This window comes from Streptomyces sp. NPDC001922, from assembly GCF_042891165.1.
In the GTDB taxonomy this organism is placed as follows: domain Bacteria; phylum Actinomycetota; class Actinomycetes; order Streptomycetales; family Streptomycetaceae; genus Streptomyces.
The window spans coordinates 165,499-181,620 of the sequence record NZ_JBIASV010000010.1 but is presented as its reverse complement, the minus strand read 5'-3'; the positions used below and the strand labels follow the sequence as shown (position 1 = coordinate 181,620).

Annotated in this window: 14 protein-coding genes; 9 read left to right on the top strand and 5 right to left on the bottom strand. The window is 73.8% G+C overall.

Annotated features, from left to right (window positions below; translation table 11 throughout):
* The first annotated feature begins 16 nt into the window (after positions 1–16).
* From ACFYYR_RS20140 to ACFYYR_RS20125, 4 genes are all read left to right on the top strand, one after another.
* Positions 17–922, top strand: a complete 906-nt coding sequence (locus ACFYYR_RS20140; protein WP_388854942.1) for an NADP-dependent oxidoreductase — start codon at positions 17–19, stop codon at positions 920–922.
* A gap of 121 nt (positions 923–1,043) precedes the next feature.
* Positions 1,044–1,370: a winged helix-turn-helix transcriptional regulator gene (locus ACFYYR_RS20135; RefSeq protein WP_388854939.1), complete on the top strand. Its 327-nt coding sequence runs from the start codon at positions 1,044–1,046 to the stop codon at positions 1,368–1,370.
* A gap of 29 nt (positions 1,371–1,399) precedes the next feature.
* Positions 1,400–2,194, top strand: a complete 795-nt coding sequence (locus tag ACFYYR_RS20130) for an alpha/beta fold hydrolase (RefSeq protein ID WP_388854935.1) — start codon at positions 1,400–1,402, stop codon at positions 2,192–2,194.
* 311 nt (positions 2,195–2,505) lie between these two features.
* On the top strand, positions 2,506–4,860 hold the full coding sequence (locus ACFYYR_RS20125) for an ATP-binding protein (RefSeq protein ID WP_388854932.1): 2,355 nt from the start codon (positions 2,506–2,508) through the stop codon (positions 4,858–4,860).
* A 57-nt stretch (positions 4,861–4,917) separates the two neighbouring features.
* On the opposite strand, the gene adh is transcribed toward ACFYYR_RS20125, so the two are convergent.
* Positions 4,918–6,441 (bottom strand): aldehyde dehydrogenase, encoded by a 1,524-nt coding sequence (adh, locus tag ACFYYR_RS20120; protein WP_388854929.1) that lies wholly within the window; start codon positions 6,439–6,441, stop codon positions 4,918–4,920.
* Between the two features lie 56 nt (positions 6,442–6,497).
* Positions 6,498–7,811, bottom strand: coding sequence for a GAF domain-containing protein (locus ACFYYR_RS20115; RefSeq protein WP_388854926.1), 1,314 nt, complete (start codon positions 7,809–7,811; stop codon positions 6,498–6,500).
* A 156-nt stretch (positions 7,812–7,967) separates the two neighbouring features.
* Between ACFYYR_RS20115 and ACFYYR_RS20110 the strand changes: the two genes are divergently transcribed.
* The 3 genes from ACFYYR_RS20110 to ACFYYR_RS20100 all read left to right on the top strand — a co-directional run bounded on the left by ACFYYR_RS20110 (position 7,968) and on the right by ACFYYR_RS20100 (position 10,714).
* Positions 7,968–8,699 carry a PIG-L deacetylase family protein gene (locus tag ACFYYR_RS20110; protein ID WP_388854923.1) on the top strand — a complete coding sequence of 244 codons (732 nt, stop codon included), beginning with the start codon at positions 7,968–7,970 and terminating at the stop codon, positions 8,697–8,699.
* A 245-nt stretch (positions 8,700–8,944) separates the two neighbouring features.
* Positions 8,945–10,135: a thiolase family protein gene (locus ACFYYR_RS20105; RefSeq protein ID WP_388854920.1), complete on the top strand. Its 1,191-nt coding sequence runs from the start codon at positions 8,945–8,947 to the stop codon at positions 10,133–10,135.
* A gap of 396 nt (positions 10,136–10,531) precedes the next feature.
* Positions 10,532–10,714: a hypothetical protein gene (locus ACFYYR_RS20100; RefSeq protein WP_388854917.1), complete on the top strand. Its 183-nt coding sequence runs from the start codon at positions 10,532–10,534 to the stop codon at positions 10,712–10,714.
* A 72-nt stretch (positions 10,715–10,786) separates the two neighbouring features.
* On the opposite strand, the gene ACFYYR_RS20095 is transcribed toward ACFYYR_RS20100, so the two are convergent.
* The 3 genes from ACFYYR_RS20095 to ACFYYR_RS20085 form a co-directional block, all read right to left on the bottom strand.
* Positions 10,787–11,596, bottom strand: coding sequence for a hypothetical protein (locus tag ACFYYR_RS20095; protein ID WP_388854914.1), 810 nt, complete (start codon positions 11,594–11,596; stop codon positions 10,787–10,789).
* Positions 11,597–11,713: 117 nt separating this feature from the next.
* Positions 11,714–12,001, bottom strand: coding sequence for a hypothetical protein (locus ACFYYR_RS20090; RefSeq protein WP_388854911.1), 288 nt, complete (start codon positions 11,999–12,001; stop codon positions 11,714–11,716).
* A 110-nt stretch (positions 12,002–12,111) separates the two neighbouring features.
* Positions 12,112–12,720 carry a class I SAM-dependent methyltransferase gene (locus tag ACFYYR_RS20085; protein WP_388854908.1) on the bottom strand — a complete coding sequence of 203 codons (609 nt, stop codon included), beginning with the start codon at positions 12,718–12,720 and terminating at the stop codon, positions 12,112–12,114.
* 313 nt (positions 12,721–13,033) lie between these two features.
* Between ACFYYR_RS20085 and ACFYYR_RS20080 the strand changes: the two genes are divergently transcribed.
* Both ACFYYR_RS20080 and ACFYYR_RS20075 read left to right on the top strand, forming a co-directional pair.
* A complete protein-coding gene (locus ACFYYR_RS20080; protein ID WP_388854905.1) occupies positions 13,034–15,616 on the top strand; it encodes a nitrate- and nitrite sensing domain-containing protein in 2,583 nt (860 codons plus the stop codon).
* On the top strand, positions 15,613–16,092 hold the full coding sequence (locus ACFYYR_RS20075; protein ID WP_388854902.1) for a roadblock/LC7 domain-containing protein: 480 nt from the start codon (positions 15,613–15,615) through the stop codon (positions 16,090–16,092). Before ACFYYR_RS20080 ends, ACFYYR_RS20075 begins: the two co-directional genes overlap by 4 nt.
* Positions 16,093–16,122: the final 30 nt, after the last annotated feature.

Below are 16,122 nucleotides of genomic sequence, written 5' to 3'. Positions count from 1 at the left end.
CCTTCGGGAGTTTCTGATGTCCGAAGCGATCACATTTTCCGCCTACGGTGCCCCCGACGTGCTGCAGCTGTCAGCGGTCGCCACGCCGGAGCCGGGCCCGGGCCAGGTCCGGATCCGGGTGCGGGCAGCCTCCGTGAACCCTCTCGATATGAAGATCCGGTCCGGCCTGATGGCCGGCAAGGTCCCCGCGCAGTTTCCCGTGATCCCCGGCCTGGACGCGGCCGGTGTCGTCGACGCGGTCGGTGAGGGGGCCGAGGCAGCCGTCGGGGACGAGGTCCTCGGTGCCACGGCCGGCGGCAGCTACAGCGCGTACGCCCTGCTCGACCGGGCAGTGACCAAGCCCGCGGCGCTGTCGTGGGAGGTTGCCGCCTCGCTGGTCACCGTCGGCCGGACCGCGTTCCGTGTCCTCGGGGAGGCGGGCGTGCCGGCGGGTGGGACCCTGCTGATCCACGGCGCCGCCGGCAGCGTGGGCTTCATCGCGGTGCAGCTGGCCGTGGCCCGCGGCATCACCGTCATCGGAACGGCCGGCGAGCACGACGCCGAACGCCTCACCGCGCTCGGAGCCACCGCCGTCCGCTACGGCGACGGCTGGACGGAGCGCGTGCGGGCCGCAGCTCCCCAGGGAGTCGACTCCGTCGTCGATGCCTCCGGCGCCGGCGTGCTCGCCGACTCCGTCGCCCTGACCGGGGACAGCGCGCGCGTCATCACCATCGCCGACATGTCCGCCGCGCAGTACGGCGTCCGCTTCAGCGCGGGCGCTGCCGGCCAGGCCGGGGACCCCCTGCCGGAGCTGGCGCGGATGGCTGCCGACGGCACGCTCACGGTGCCGGTCTGGCGCACCTACCCGCTGGCGGAAGCGGCGCGGGCCCACGCCGACCTGGAAGCCCACCGCAACCACGGCAAGGCCGTCCTGCTGCCCTGATTCCCGATGCGGCCGCCTCGCGCTGCGCGGCGGCCCCGGGGGCCGCGGCCCGCCATCCCCCGGCCGGCCGCGGCCCACCCACCGCATACCGCACCACCATGAGGACAAGGACCGAGAACCGATGGCAGCCCGCACCACCCTCGCGCCGCTGACAGCCGACGCGGACCTCACCGCCGCGTTCGAGGTCCTCGGCCAGAAATGGAACGGCATCATCCTCCACACCCTGGCCACCCGCCCCGCCCGCTTCGGCGAACTGTGCACCGCCATCGGCCGCATCAGCGTGAAGATGCTCGCCGACCGGCTGCGCGGACTCCTCGACGCCGGCCTCATCACCCACGACCGGCTCCCGCCCGGGCCCGCCACCTACACCCTCACGGCCGACGGCCGGGCGCTGCTGCCGGCCCTGGAGCGGATCCGCTCCTGGTCGCAGCAGCGAAGAACCACGTGACCCCGTTGCTCTCAAGAATGGAACGCACCATGTCAGCCCGCACTCTGCCCGAAGCGACCTTCGCCCGCACCGTCCTGGGCTCCGGACCCGGCCTCGCCCTCGCCCACGGCGCCGGCAGCAGCGTGGCCGGCACCTACGGCCCGATACTGGAGGGCCTGGCCGCCGGACACACCGTCGTCGGTGTCGACTACCCCGGCAGCGGCGACACCCCCCGCTCCGCCACACCGCTGCAGCTGGACGACCTGGCCGACCAGCTCGTCGCCGCCGCCGTCGCCGAGGGCCTGGACACCTTCGCCCTGTCCGGCTACTCCCTCGGCGGCCCCGTCGCCATCCGCGCCGCCGCCCGCCACCCCGAGCGCGTCACCGCCCTGGTGCTGACCGCCACCTTCCCCCACCGGGACAACCGCCTCGCTGTCGCCCTGTCCGTCTGGCGCAAGCTGGCCGAGTCGGGCGACCGCGAACTGCTGGCCGAGTACCTGACGATGATGGCCCTGGGCGCCGACGCGCTGCGGTCGATGCCGGACGAGCAGCTCCAGCAGGCGGTCGGGTTCACCGCCGCCAGCGTCGCGGCCGGCACCCCCGAGCACGCGGAGCTGGCCCCCCGGGCCGACGTCCGCGACGACCTGCCGCACATCAAGGCGCCCACCCTGGTCGTCTCCACCACCCAGGACGGGTTCACCTCCACCCGCCTGCACCACCAGCTCGCCGACACCATCCCCGGCGCCCGGCTCGTGGAGATCCCCACCGGCCACCTGCCCATGGTGGAACGCCCCGAGGAATGGCAGAAGCTGATCACCGACTTCCTCGACGAGCACCGCGCCTGAGGCTCACCGCTGGTGGGGCCACGCCGATGACGCTCCGACCCCACCAGCGGTGACCGGCATGTCCGAAAGCTCGTCCCGGTCCGTGACGGAGAGGGCCGACCGAGGCCCGGGCATGGGCCGGCCGGGACGGACAAGCGATCCGGCACGGGGTTCTCGCGGCTCCGGGTGGTGCCTTCAGCAGGGCGCCTTCGCGCACGCCTCTGCTTTCGCTCTCCGGCGTCAGCATCCCCCGGACCGGCTCAAACTCACTATCCCAAACTACTTTCTAGTAGATTTTTATCCCGTTCAGGGGTCGATTAATCTCCGGAAGTATGACTTCCGGAGCTCGGCCCAGCGTCCTGGAGGGTGTCGAAACCCTTCCGGTTGACGTCACCAGTTTCGTCGGCCGGCGGCAGCAGGTGACCGATGCCAAACGACTGCTGGCGAACTCAAGGCTCTTGACGCTCACCGGCCCCGGAGGGGTGGGAAAGACTCGCCTTGCCCTGCACGTGGCCGCCGCCATGCGACGGGGTTTCCGGGACGGCGTGCGCTTCGTCGAACTGGCTGAATTGCGCGATTCCTCTCTGTTCGCGCACACGGTGGCGGCGCAACTCGGCCTGCACGACCAACCCTCGCGCACAACGATCGACATGATGGTCGCGTACCTCGGTTCCCGCGAGCTGCTGCTCACGCTCGACAACTGTGAGCATCTGATCGACGACTGTGCGCTGTTCATCGATGCCGTCCTCCGCTCATGTCCCCAGGTGCGGATCCTGGCGACGAGTCGGCAGTCGCTCGGCGTGTACGGCGAGACGACACTGGTGGTTCCTCCGCTGCCGATACCCAGCCCGGAAGCCGTGCCGTCGCCGGATGCGCTGACGCAGTACGACTCGGTGCAGCTGTTCGTCGATCGCGCCGGAGCCGTTCTGCCCGGGTTCCGTCTCCAGAGCCAGGACTGCGCGGCCATCGCCCGGCTGTGTCGCGCGCTCGACGGAATCCCGCTGGCGATCGAGCTGGCCACGGTGTGGCTGCGCGCACTGTCTCTCGGTCAGATCGAGGAGCGCCTGTCCGAACGCTATCGCCTGCTCACCGTCAGCCCGCGGAACGCACCCACCCGGCAACGCACGCTGCAAGCGCTGATCGACTGGAGCTACGACCTGTGCTCGCGGCCCGAGCAACAGCTGTGGGCTCGGGCATCGGCATTCTCCGGCAGCTTCGACCTGGACGGCATCGAATATGTCGGCGCCGGTGACGGGACGGCGCCGGAGGAGATACGGAACATCGTCCTCTCCCTCGTCGACAAATCCATCCTGATCCGCGACGAGCGTGACGGCTGCGTTCGCTATCGGATGCTGGAGACGATACGCGAATACGGCGAGGCCCGGCTTGTGGCGGCCGACGAGTACGGCGCCGTCCACCGTCGCCATCGTGACTGGTACGCCCGCATGGTGGAGCAATTCCAGGCCGATTGGATGGGACCGGATCAGGATTCCTGGATTCTGCGGCTGAGGCGCGAGCACGCCAACCTGCGGGAGGCTCTCAACTTCTGCCTCACCCAGCCCGGTGACGCCGTCCTCGCGCTGCGCCTGGCGGACAAACTGGGAACCTATCTGGGCGCCCAGGGCTTCAACAGCGTGACGCGCCACTGGCTCGATCAAGCGCTGGCGGCAAGCTCCGAGCCTTCTCCGGAGCGCACCGCGGCGTTGCGTCGAAACGCCTGGGTCGCGCTGCTGCAAGGTGACGTCGACGCCGCGCAGGCGCAGCTCGCCGAGGCCGCCGAGGCGGCCGGAAGGCTCGGCCTCACGGAGCAAAGCGCGTACGTGACCCTCGTGGAGGGGGTGAAAGCCGCATCCTCAGGAGACATCGAGAAAGCGGCACTGCTCACCGCCGACGCCGTGTCCGGATTCAGCTCGGGGGACGAACTCAGCGGCAAGCTCCTCGCGATGTCCCTCCATGGATTCATCCTCGGGCGCACGGGGCAGCGCGAGCGGGGCCTGGCCCTCCTCGAGGAAGCGGTAGCCACCAGCGTCCAGCGCGGAGAGGTGGTCTGGCGCGCCTGGGCACTCCTGGCCCTCTCCTTCGTCGAGCTCGACCACGACCTGGCGCACGCGGAAGCGGCAGCGCGCGAGGCCCTGAACCTGCGCCGCCGGGTGAGCGCCAAGGTCCTGATGGCCTTCGCCTTCGAAATCCTCGCCTGGGTGAGCGAACGTCAGGCGCGCCATGTCCGGGCAGCGACCCTGAGCGGTGCCGCCGCCACCATGTGGCGGACGGTCGGCACATCACCGGACTACTTTCACCCGGTGGGAGTGGTGCACCATCAGCACATCGGCACGGTCCGCGCGGCCCTGGGCGACGACCGCTACGACGCCGCGTTCCAGCGCGGCCGCGACCTGCCCGAACGGGCAGCGGTCGACTACGCGCTCGGAACAGCGCCCGCGACCGGCGAGCCACGGCAGGCGAACGGTGAAGGGGCGGACTTGACGCCCAGGGAACGGCAGATCGCCCAGCTGGTCTCCGAGGGCCTGACCAACAAGGAGATCGCGGCGCGCCTGGTCATCGCCCCCCGCACGGCCGAGGGACACGTGCAACGCATCCTCACCAAGCTCGGGTTCAGCTCACGTGCGCAGATTGCCGCCTGGTATGTCAGCGGACAGAACGTCCGGGAACCGTCGATCCCCTCGGACTGACGGGGAAAATGGGCGCCTGCCCGGCGTCTTCTCCGGCCAGACGCCCTCTTCCGGTGTCTAGAAGAACCCCAGCTTCTTCGCCGAGTAGCTCACCAGCAAGTTCTTCGTCTGCTGGTAGTGCTCCAGCATCATCTTGTGCGTCTCGCGCCCGATGCCCGACTGCTTGTAGCCGCCGAACGCCGCGTGGGCCGGGTAGGCGTGGTAACAGTTCGTCCAGACCCGGCCCGCCTGGATCGTCCGGCCCGCCCGGTAGGCGGTGTTGATGTCGCGGGTCCACACCCCGGCGCCCAGGCCGTAGAGCGTGTCGTTGGCGATCTTCATGGCGTCGGAGAAGTCGGTGAACGAGGTGACCGACACGACCGGGCCGAAGATCTCCTCCTGGAAGATCCGCATGTGGTTGCCGCCCTCGAAGATCGTCGGCTGGACGTAGAAGCCGTCCGCCAGCTCGCCGCCGAGTTCGGCGACTCCGCCGCCGGTCAGGACCTTGGCGCCTTCCTGCCGGCCGATGTCGAGATACGAGAGGATCTTCTGGAGCTGGTCGTTGGAGGCCTGGGCCCCGATCATCGTGTCCGTGTCCAGCGGGTGGCCGGGCACGATCTTCTCGGTGCGGGCCACCGCCGCCTCCAGGAACTCCTGGTAGTGGCCCTGCTGGATGAGCGCCCGCGACGGGCAGGTGCACACCTCGCCCTGGTTGAGGGCGAACATGGTGAAGCCCTCCAGCGCCTTGTCGAGGAAGTCGTCGTCGGAGGCCGAGACGTCGTCGAAGAAGATGTTCGGGCTCTTGCCGCCCAGTTCGAGGGTGACCGGCTTGATGTTCTCACTGGCGTACTGCATGATCAGCCGGCCCGTCGTGGTCTCGCCGGTGAAGGCGATCTTCGCGACCCGGGGGCTGGAGGCGAGCGGCTTGCCGGCCTCCACACCGAAGCCGTTGACGATGTTCACCACGCCCGGCGGCAGCAGGTCGGCGACCAGGTTCAGCCAGACGTGGACGGACGCCGGGGTCTGCTCGGCCGGCTTGAGGACGACCGCGTTCCCGGCGGCCAGCGCCGGAGCCAGCTTCCACACGGCCATCAGGATCGGGAAGTTCCACGGGATGATCTGGGCCACCACGCCCAGCGGCTCGTGGAAGTGGTACGCCACCGTGTCGTCGTCGACCTCGCTGAGGCCGCCCTCCTGAGCGCGCAGCGCGCCGGCGAAGTAGCGGAAGTGGTCGACGGCGAGCGGGATGTCGGCGGCCAGGGTCTCCCGGATCGGCTTGCCGTTCTCCCAGCTCTCGGCGACCGCCAGCTCCTCCAGATGCTCCTCCATCCGGTCGGCGATGCGCAGCAGGATGCCCGCGCGCTCGGCCGGCGCCGTGCGGCCCCAGGCGGGTGCCGCGGCGTGCGCCGCGTCGAGCGCCGCCTCGACGTCCTCCGCCGTGCCGCGGGCCACCTCGGTGAAGGTCCGGCCGTTGACCGGAGACGGGTTCTCGAAGTACTGGCCCCGTGCGGGCGGGACGTACGCGCCGCCGATCCAGTGGTCGTATCGGGACTGGAAGGAGACTTTCGCGCCGTCCGTGCCGGGTGCGGAGTACAAGGTCATCTCGGTGGCCTCCCGGGAGTCGTGCCGCCCGTCGTCGGACGGCGTCCGCGCCCAGGCTACTGACAGCGAGGTTGCAACCACGTTGCGCTGTCGGCGTGTTCGTCACCCGGTGCCCGCAGCCCGGCGTCCAGCTCCCGCAGCCGCGCCAGCACCACTGCGGTCCGGGCGGCCCCCGGCGGGAGAGCCGCGGCGAGAGCGCTCCAGGCCTCCAGGTCGTCGGCGCCCCACGGGCTGCCCGTCCAGGCCCCCAGCAGCTCCGGGTCGCGCCCGGTGAGCAGCGCGGCCCGCAACTGCCCCTGGATCCGGGCGCGCAGCGCTGCCACCGCCGGGGCGGCGGACCCCGGCAGCAGCGGCCCCTCGTAGCAGTCCATGGCCGAGGCCGGGGTGCTGGAGCCCAGCCGCCGCAGAACCGTCTCGAAATCGGCCTCCACCGGCACGGTCCACCGGTAGGGACGGGACCCCAGCACGTCCTCGCCCACGGTGCGCCGGAGCCGGGACATCTCGGCGCGCAGCGTCACCGGCGTCACCGTCTCGTCCTCGTACAGGGCGAGCAGCAGTTCGTCCCCGGTGAGCCCCTGCGGATGACAGCTGAGCAGCACCGCGATCTCGCTGTGCCGGCGGCTCAGCCGCAGCTTCCGGCCACCGTGCACCAGCAGTGCCTCGTCCCGGCCGAGTGCGCTCAGCTCCAGGGCCGGCGGTCCGCCCGGCTCCGGCGCGAGCAGGGCGAGCTGGGACTCGGCGGCCCGCGCCACGGCCTGCACGAAGGCCAGACTGTGCGGGTGGGCGAGCCGGTCGCCGCCGGTGATGTCCACCGCGCCGAGCAGCCGCCCCGTCCGCGGGTCGTGCACCGGGGCCGCCGCACAGGTCCACGTCTGCACGGTACGGCTGAAGTGCTCCGCGGCGAACACCTGAACCGGACGGTCCACCGCGACGGCCGTGCCCGGAGCGTTGGTTCCCATCGCCGATTCCGCCCAGCGCGCTCCGGGGACGAAGTTCATCCGGCCCGCCCGGCGCCGCGCGGAGGCATGGCCCTCCACCCACAGCAGCCTGCCCTCGGCGTCGCAGACCGCCAGCAGATGCTCTCCGTCCACCGCGAACGTCCCCATCAGTTCCCGGAACAGCGGCATCACCCGGGCGAGCGGATGCGCCTCCCGGTGCAGGCCCAGGGCGCCGTCGGAGAGTTCGACCGCGGCGGTGGCATCGGGGCTGACCCGGGCCCGGGCCGACCGCCGCCAGGACTCGGCGACGACGGACCGCACGGGACGGCCCACGGCGCCGGCCGAGGTGAAGACATCATGGGCCCGGCGCACGGCGGCGGCCCGTTCGGTGCAGTCGGCGCCCGCTTCCAGGGCGACCCACGGATTGGCCAAGGCGTCCTTCCCGGACTGGTGCGCCGTCCCGGCCGGTTTCGCGCTGCCGGACCGGACGGTCTGCGGATGTCGGAGCGGCTGGATCCATCGTGGCCTGCGAGGCTGGGTTCGACAACAGATCCGTACGAAACCGCCCGTTCGCACCTGGAGGCGCCGATGACCGAGCAGCTCGAGCCGTTGCCCACCGACTGGGAACGCGCCCTGGCGATCGTCGCTCACCCCGACGACCTGGAGTACGGCGCGGCCGCCGCGGTCGCGACCTGGACCGACCGCGGCGCCGAGGTGTCCTACCTGCTGGCCACCCGGGGCGAAGCCGGCATCGACGGCCTGGAGCCCGACCGGTGCGCGCCGCTCCGGGAGCGGGAACAGCGGGACAGCGCGGCCGTCGTGGGCGTGAGCTCGGTCGAGTTCCTCGGCCACCCGGACGGGGTCGTCGAGTACGGCACCGCGCTGCGGCGCGACTTCGCGGCGGCCATCCGCCGGCACCGCCCGCACCTGGTCCTGACCCTCAATCATCACGACACCTGGGGCGGCACCTACTGGAACACCCCCGACCACCGTGCGGTGGGTCGTGCCGTGCTCGACGCCGCCGCCGACGCGGGGAACCGGTGGATCTTCCCGGAGCTGATCGAGGAGGGGCTGGTGCCGTGGAACGGAGTGCGCTGGGTGGCCGTCACCGGCTCCCGGCACCCCACCCACGCCGTCGACGTGACCGCCGGGATCGACCGCGGGGTGCGGTCCCTCCTCGCGCACCGCACCTATATCGAGGCACTGACGGACGAGGATCCGGAGACGTACTGCCGCACCTTCCTGAGGGGCGCCACGGACGCGGCGGCGGCCCGGTTCGGCGGGCGGCCGGCGGTGGCCTTCGAGGTCTTCCCACGCTGAGGCCGCGGCGCCGCCGGCGGCCCCGGACGTTGCCGCAGTCCCACCGCGGCCCCGGGAGCGCTCCTGCTGCCGCCACGGCCCCGGTGCCGGGACGTCCTCCCGGCACCGGGGCGGCCCGGCGGGCCGTTGACATGCTCCCGGACCGGACGGAAACTCGCTGCGCGAGCAGGAGGAACAACCGCATCAGCCGTTCACCGCGGACTCACCGCCCCGTGCGCCCCCGAGGCCGCCGGAAGGAGCACTGGATGACCGACCGTCTGCGTGACGTCTGGATCGTGGACGCCGTTCGCACCCCGATCGGCAAGTACGGCGGTGCGCTCTCCGGGGTGCGCCCCGACGACCTCGCCGCCCATGTGGTGCGCTCGCTCGTGGACCGGACCCCCGGACTCGAACCGGACCGCATCGACGACGTGTACTTCGGCGACGCCAACGGCGCCGGGGAGGACAACCGCGACGTCGCCCGCATGGCCGTGCTGCTCGCCGGCCTGCCCGTCACCGTCCCGGGCACCACCGTCAACCGGCTGTGCGGATCCGGGCTGGAGGCCGTCCTCCAGGCCGCCCGCGCCATCGCGGTCGGTGACGCCTCGGTCGTCCTCGCCGGGGGAGTGGAGTCCATGAGCAGGGCGCCCTGGGTCCTGCAGAAGCCGGAGCGCGCCTTCCCCGCGGGCCACCAGGAGCTGTACTCCAGCACGCTCGGCTGGCGGATGACCAATCCCCGCATGCCGCAGGAGTGGACGGTTCCGCTGGGCGAGGGGGCCGAACTCGTCGCCGACCGGCACCGGATCAGCCGCGAGGCGCAGGACGCGTTCGCGCTCGCCAGCCACGAGAAGGCGGCCCGCGCCTGGAAGGACGGCGCGTACGACGCGGAGACCGTGCCGTACGAGGGCGTCGACCTGACCCGGGACGAATGCATCCGGGACACCACCTCGCCGGCGGCCCTGGCGAAGCTGAAGCCCGCCTTCCGCCCCGACGGCACCGTCACCGCGGGCAACTCCTCACCGCTCAACGACGGCGCCGCGGCGCTCCTGCTGGTCGACGACGCGGGGCTGCGGGCCACCGGCCGGGAGCCCCTCGCCCGGGTCCGGGCCTCCGCCGTCACCGGCATCGAGCCGCAGTACTTCGGCCTGGGCCCGGTCGAAGCGGTGCGACGGGCCCTCGGCCGCGCGGGCCGGGACTTCTCCGGCCTGCACACCGTCGAGCTCAACGAGGCGTTCGCGGCGCAGGCGCTCGGCTGCCTCGCGGAGTGGCCCGACCTCGACCCGGAGATCGTCAACCCGCGCGGCGGCGCCATCGCCATCGGCCACCCGCTCGGGGCGTCCGGCGCCCGGCTGGCCGGTTCGGTCGCCCACCAGCTCGCCGCCGCCGGATCGGGAACGGGGCTGGCGGCCCTGTGCATCGGGGTCGGCCAGGGCATCGCGCTCGTGCTGGAGCGCTGAGGCGCGGGGCGCTCGGCGGGGGAGCGGGACCGGCCGTCGCTCGTGCACGCCGGGACGGGCCCGCCGGGTCCGGGCGCGGGCCTCCGGTCCGTGGCCCGGGCCCGCGCGCGCACCCGGTCCGTGGCGCCCGGCCCGGCGCGCGCACCGGGACGCCCCTACGCGCCGGTGCCGGCCGCCCTGCGCCGGGAAACGGCCCGCACACCGGGGCGGGGCCGAACCTCCTCCGCCCGGGCGCCGGAGCGACGAAGCAAAGGGTCGGCGTCCCGGCCCTCGGCGAGGGACACTGGTGACAGGCGGCCGCGGGGCGGTGGAACTGTGGCGTGCAGGTGCCCGTTCTCACCAGTGACTGCGGCTCTCAGGTGACCGCGGCGGTCGCCGGTGAAGGAGGCGTCGGAGATGTCGAGGAATGCGAAGGTGGCCATCGGGGGCGTGGCCCTGGGGGTCGTGCTGATCTGGCTGCTGCCGTTCTGGGCCGCGGTGCTGGTCATGGTGGGTGTACCCGTGGGCGCGTACCTGCTGCTCGACTCCTCGCAGCGCCGCCGGCTGCGCCGGGTGAGCCGCAAGGAACTGAACCGCTGATCACGGCGGACGGTCACCCCCTCGCGGATCCGGGCCACCGGCCGGGAGAGCGAGGGGCGGGGCCGAGGACGGTCAGGACGGCCGTACGGCCAGGTCGTCGAGGGCCTTGAGCAGCCCGGGCAGCTCGGGGCCCCGGCCCACCGGCAGGATCTCGCCCGGCTCGTCGTCCAGCAGCACGAACGCGATGTCGTCGGTGCGGGCGACCATGCTCCAGCCCGGACCTTCGACGCGCAGGGTGCGCGCGCCGCCCGCGGCGAACGCCGACCGGATCCGCCCGGGCGGCGGAGGGGACTCCAGATAGGCGTGGGCCTGTTCCAGGACCGCGCGCACCCCGCTGTGCTGCTGCCCCTCCGAGGACTCGCCCGGCTGCACGAACTCGACGTCCTCGTCCACCTGCTCCCGCCAGACGGCCCACTGCAGAGCGATCTCGTCCGCCCCGAGCCGCCGCTGGGCCGGCCCCCACTGCCCGGCGTCCGGCGGGCTGAGCGGCGGTCGGTCCAGGCCCAGCTCCGGGTCGGGAGCCGGATCGTGCGGGGCGGGCACACCCGGCGCGGCGACCGCCACGGCCAGCGGCCAGCCGGGCAGGGCGGCCACCACGGTCCGCTCGTCGGGCGACAGGTCGTACTCCATGCCGCAGTCCCAGGCGGCGATGGCGCAGGCGACGAGGGACACGTCGTCGACGGTCACGGTCCACCGCGCCCCGTCGCCGTCCTGTCCGAGCACCAGGCCGTAGCCGTCCTCGAACGGCTCCAGACCGAGTACGGCACACGCCTCCGGATAGTCGTCGCCGAGCACGCTCGGGAACTGTGCGGGGGTGAGCAGCACCGCGGTCAGTACGAACAACGCGTCGTCGGTGTCCCGGGCGTCCTCGGTCACGGACACGGCCACCCTCCCCTTGGTCTGCGATTCTCCGGCTCGTGGTGCGCGCACCCTAGCCAGTGGCACGCCCCGCCGTCGAGAGCCCGTCCACGCCGGGGCGGGCTCTTCCGGCCTGCCGCGTCAGCCGACGGGGAGGCCCAGCAGGTCCCGCGCCACGGTCTGCGGTGAGGTGCGCCGCTCGCGCGCGAGAGCCAGTACGGCCCGCTGGGCGAGCTCGTTCACCCCGAACGACAGCGCTTCCGGTGAGACCCAGCCGGCCGCTTCGGTGAGCCGGTTCTCGTCGTCCTCGATGCCCGCCGCCACGTACACGGCGGCGGCTTCGAAGAGGTTGTGCCCACGGGGCGCGGGCCGCGCAGGCCGCTCCCCGCGTCTCGCCGGTGCGATCAGCTTGCGAAGTCTGCGCAGCACGCGGACCACCTCTCCCCGGTCGGACGGCATTTCCGATCTTTCAAGTGTGCCCCGGATTCGTACAGTTGGAGCGTCTTCGAACAGAGAAAGATCCCGGCTCGCTCCGGTCCTCAGCCGGCGGGGCGGCGCACCGCGAGCGCCAGGAAGCGGGTGTCCTCGTCGGTGTACGCGGTCAGCTCCCAGCCCGCGCCGGCCAGCAGCGGCCGGAGGCGGGGTTCGGCCCGGGGATCGTCCGGGGACGGTGTCCGGCCGTGCCGGGCGGCGAGCGCCGCCCGCCCGAGCGGGTGGAAGAGCGCGAGCCGGCCCCCGGGGCGCACCACCCGGGCCAGTTCCCGCAGTCCGGATCCGGCGTCGGGCAGATGGGAGATCAGGCCGGCGGCGAACACCGCGTCGAGGGCGGCGCCGCGCAGCGGCAGCCGGGCCACGTCCGCGACCGCCGGCAGCCCGTACCGGTCCCGGCCGGCCCGGACGGCGGCGCGGAGCATCTCGGGGGTGAGGTCGGCGCCCAGCACGGTCCCGGTGGGGCCCACGGCGTTCCGCAGCGCGGGGAGCGCCCGCCCCGTACCGCAGCCGGCGTCGAGCACGGCGTCCCCCTCGTGCAGCCCGAGCTCGGCCACCGCGGCGGCGTAGGCCGAGCCGTCGTCGGGGAAGCGGTCGTCCCAGCCGTCGGCCCGGGTGGCGAAGAATTCCCGGATGTGCGCGTGTGCGTCGTCGTCCATGCCGCCATGATCCCGCGCGGCGGCCCCGTGTTCACCCGTGCTGGGGACGGATCACGGGGAGGCGTGGTGCGCATGTTCGAGCACGGACTGATCGTTCGGCAGCGTGTCCCTGTCATATTGCGTGCGGTTCCGAAACGTTCCCCCGGTGGCCGCCCCGTTCCGGACTAGCGTCCCGGGCCATGGGACACCAGGACCATGCCGCCTCCGGGCGGCCCGCCCCCACGCCTCCGCCGGCCCGCGCCGCCCGCCCCGCCCCGGCGGACCGGGCGTGCGCTGCGCCCGTCGCCGCCCGCCGGCCCGTCCGGGGAGCCGGATGATCCGCCGAGCACGGCGCCGGACCGGCCTCCCGGCGACCGGAAGCATCGGAGCCGGGACCTCCGACCGGCACACCGGCAGTGAGCGCACCCGGGACGCCGCGATCCGGGACGCCGCGATCCGGGACGAGAGCGGCGAGAGCTCCGGGAACGCGGAGGCCACGCCGGAGCCGGCCGGTGCACCAGCCGGCGGGCCGGACGATCCGCCTCCGGCCGGTGAACGGAGCGCCGCCCCCACCGGCCCGTCGGCCTACCGGCCCCCGACGCGGCGCGCCGGGCGCCGGTCCTCCGGCGGCCCGCGGAGGCTGCGTCCCCGGACCGTACGGGCGCGGATCGCCTGGACGGTCACCGTGCCCGTCGCCGCGCTGCTCGCCCTGTGGGTCCTCGTCACCGCCGGCGTGGTCCGGGACGCCGTACGGCTCCACGAAGCCCGGGAGGCGGACACCCGGGTCCGCGCGCCGATCACCGACGCCGTTGCCGCGCTGCAGGGCGAGCGGAGCGCCGCCCTGCGACGGCTCGCCGGCGGGGAGCAGGGCGCGGCCGGTGCGGTCGAGGAGCACGCCCGGCGCACGGACCGGGCGGTCGGCCGCCTCCGCCTCGACGGCGGCCGCACCGTGGCGGACGGTCTGCCCCCGAGGGCGGCCCGCCGCGTCGTCGCCTTCGTCATCCTGGCCGGCGGACTGGCCGACGCCCGCACCGCCGGTCCCGGGCGGGAGAGCCGCGACGCGGTCTACGGGGCGTACACCGAGGTCATCGACGCCGCGCTCACCGCCGAGCAGGCGCTCACCGGCGCCCGCCCGACCTCGCGGGAACGCGCCGCGGCGGCGCTCTCCCGCTCCCGGGAACAGCTCGCCCGGGAGGACGCCTTGCTCGCCGCGGCCGGCCCGGCCCGCTCGCTGAACGGCGCCGCCTACCGGCAGTTCACCGGCGCCGTCGCCACCCGCCGCGCCTACGAGGCGACAGCTGTCGCCGGCCTGGGCGCGACCGCTTCCCGGCAGTGGGCCGCGGTCGCCCGCAGCGGCGCCCACGCCGAGGTGCGTGCGGTGGAGGACCAGGTGCTGGGCGCCGACCCCGGACGGGCGGCGGCCGCCGCCGCACCGGCCGCCGCCTGGGAGGCCCCGCACCGCGAACTGGACGGCGCACTGGCCGCGTTGGAGCGAGCCGTCAGGCCCCCGGCGGCCGGACAGGGCGATCCGGTCGTCCGGGCGCTCACCGGTCCGGACGGAATCGCGGCGTCCGCCGGGCTGTGCGCCCTGCTCGTCTCCCTCGCCGTCGCCCTGCGGTTCGGCCGGGGCCTGGTCACGCAGCTCGGCGCGCTCCGGGACAGCGCACGCGAACTCGCCCACGGCACCCTGCCCGAGGCGATCCGGCGTATCCGGGACGGCGAGTCGATCGACATCCCCACCGAGACACCGCCGGCCCCGGCGGACACCGTGGCCCCCGCCGCCGACGACGAGATCGCCCAGGTCCGTGCCGCCCTGGAGAGCGTCCACCGGGAGGCGCTCTGCGCCGCCGCCGAACGGGCCGAGCTCGCCGGGGCGGTGTCCGGCGTCCTCGTCGGCCTCGCCCGGCGCAGCCAGGTCCTGGTGCACCGCCAACTTGCCTTGCTGGACTGCATGGAGCGGTGCGCGGGGGACCCCGACACCCGTGGTGAGCTGATCCGTCTCGACCAGCTCACCACCCGGATGCGCCGGCACGCGGAGAGCCTCATCGTCCTCGCGGGCGCCGCCCCGGGACGGACCGGACGGCTGCCCGTACCGCTGCCCGCGGTCGTGCGTGCCGCCGTGTCCGAAACCGAGGACGGAGCCCGAGTGGAGCCGGGGCCGTTGCCCGAGATATCCGTCTCCGGCGCCGCGGCCTCCGGCCTGCGCCATCTGCTCGCCGAACTCATCGAGAACGCCGCCCAGTTCTCTCCCCCGAACACCCGGGTCCGGGTCAGCGGTGAACCGGTCGGCACCGGCTGCGCGCTCGAGGTCGAGGACCGGGGGCTCGGCATGGGCCGAGAAGCCCTGGCGGCGGCCAACCGGCGCCTCGGCACGCCGGATGCGGCGGACCTCTTCGACAGCGACCGGCTGGGACTGTTCGTGGTGAGCCGGCTGGCCGCACGGCACGGAGTGAAGGTCTCGCTGCGCCCCTCCGCGTACGGCGGCACCACCGCCGTCGTCCTGGTGCCCCGAGCACTCCTGCAACCGGAACCGGAACCAGAAGAAGAACCGGAACCGGAACCAGAAGAGGAAAGGGAAGAGGAGCCGCAGCCCGAGCAGCGGCAGCAGCCGGATCCGATACCGCGGAATCCGAAACCCGGACCGGGCCCCGTTGCACAGCCGGCCCTCCCGACCGCCCGCCCCGGCGGACCGGAGCACGCGCGCGCCGGCCGCGAGACCGACGACGCGCTGCCCCGCCGGATCCGCCAGGCCGGCCTGGCACCCCGGTTGCGCACCACCCCGGAACCGGAAACGGAACCCGACGCCGGAGCCGGCGAACGCACCCCGGACGTGGCCCGTGCCCGGATGACGGCCTTCGCCGAGGGCTGGGCACGCGGCCGGCGCAGCCATGCGACCCGCGAAGGAGACCGCCCATGACCGAGCCCCACCGGATCGGCGCCCGGCTCGAAGCCGCCTACCGGACCCGTGAACTCGACTGGCTGCTGGACGACATGGCCACCCGGATCCGGGAGATCCGGCACGCCGTGGTGCTCTCCGACGACGGGCTGACCGTGGGCACCACGGACCGGCTCACCCGCACGGACGCCGAGCACCTGGCCGCCGTGGCCGCCGGGTTCCACAGCCTCGCCGCCGGGACCGGCCGGCGCTTCCGGGCCGGCGGCGTCCACCGCACCATGGTGGAGATGGACGGCGGCCTCCTGTTCGTCGCCGCCGCGGGGGACGGCTCCTGCCTGGCCGTCCTCACCACCGTCGGCGCCGATGTGGGCATGGTCGCCTACGAGATGGCCCGGCTCATCAAACGGGTGGGCGAACACCTGGCCACCCCGGCCCGCCGCGCCGACCCCGCCCGCCGCGCCGCCCCGCACCCGCCACCCCGGGCACCGCGGTGCTGACGGCACCCACGGGTCCGGCGCGCTGTGGCA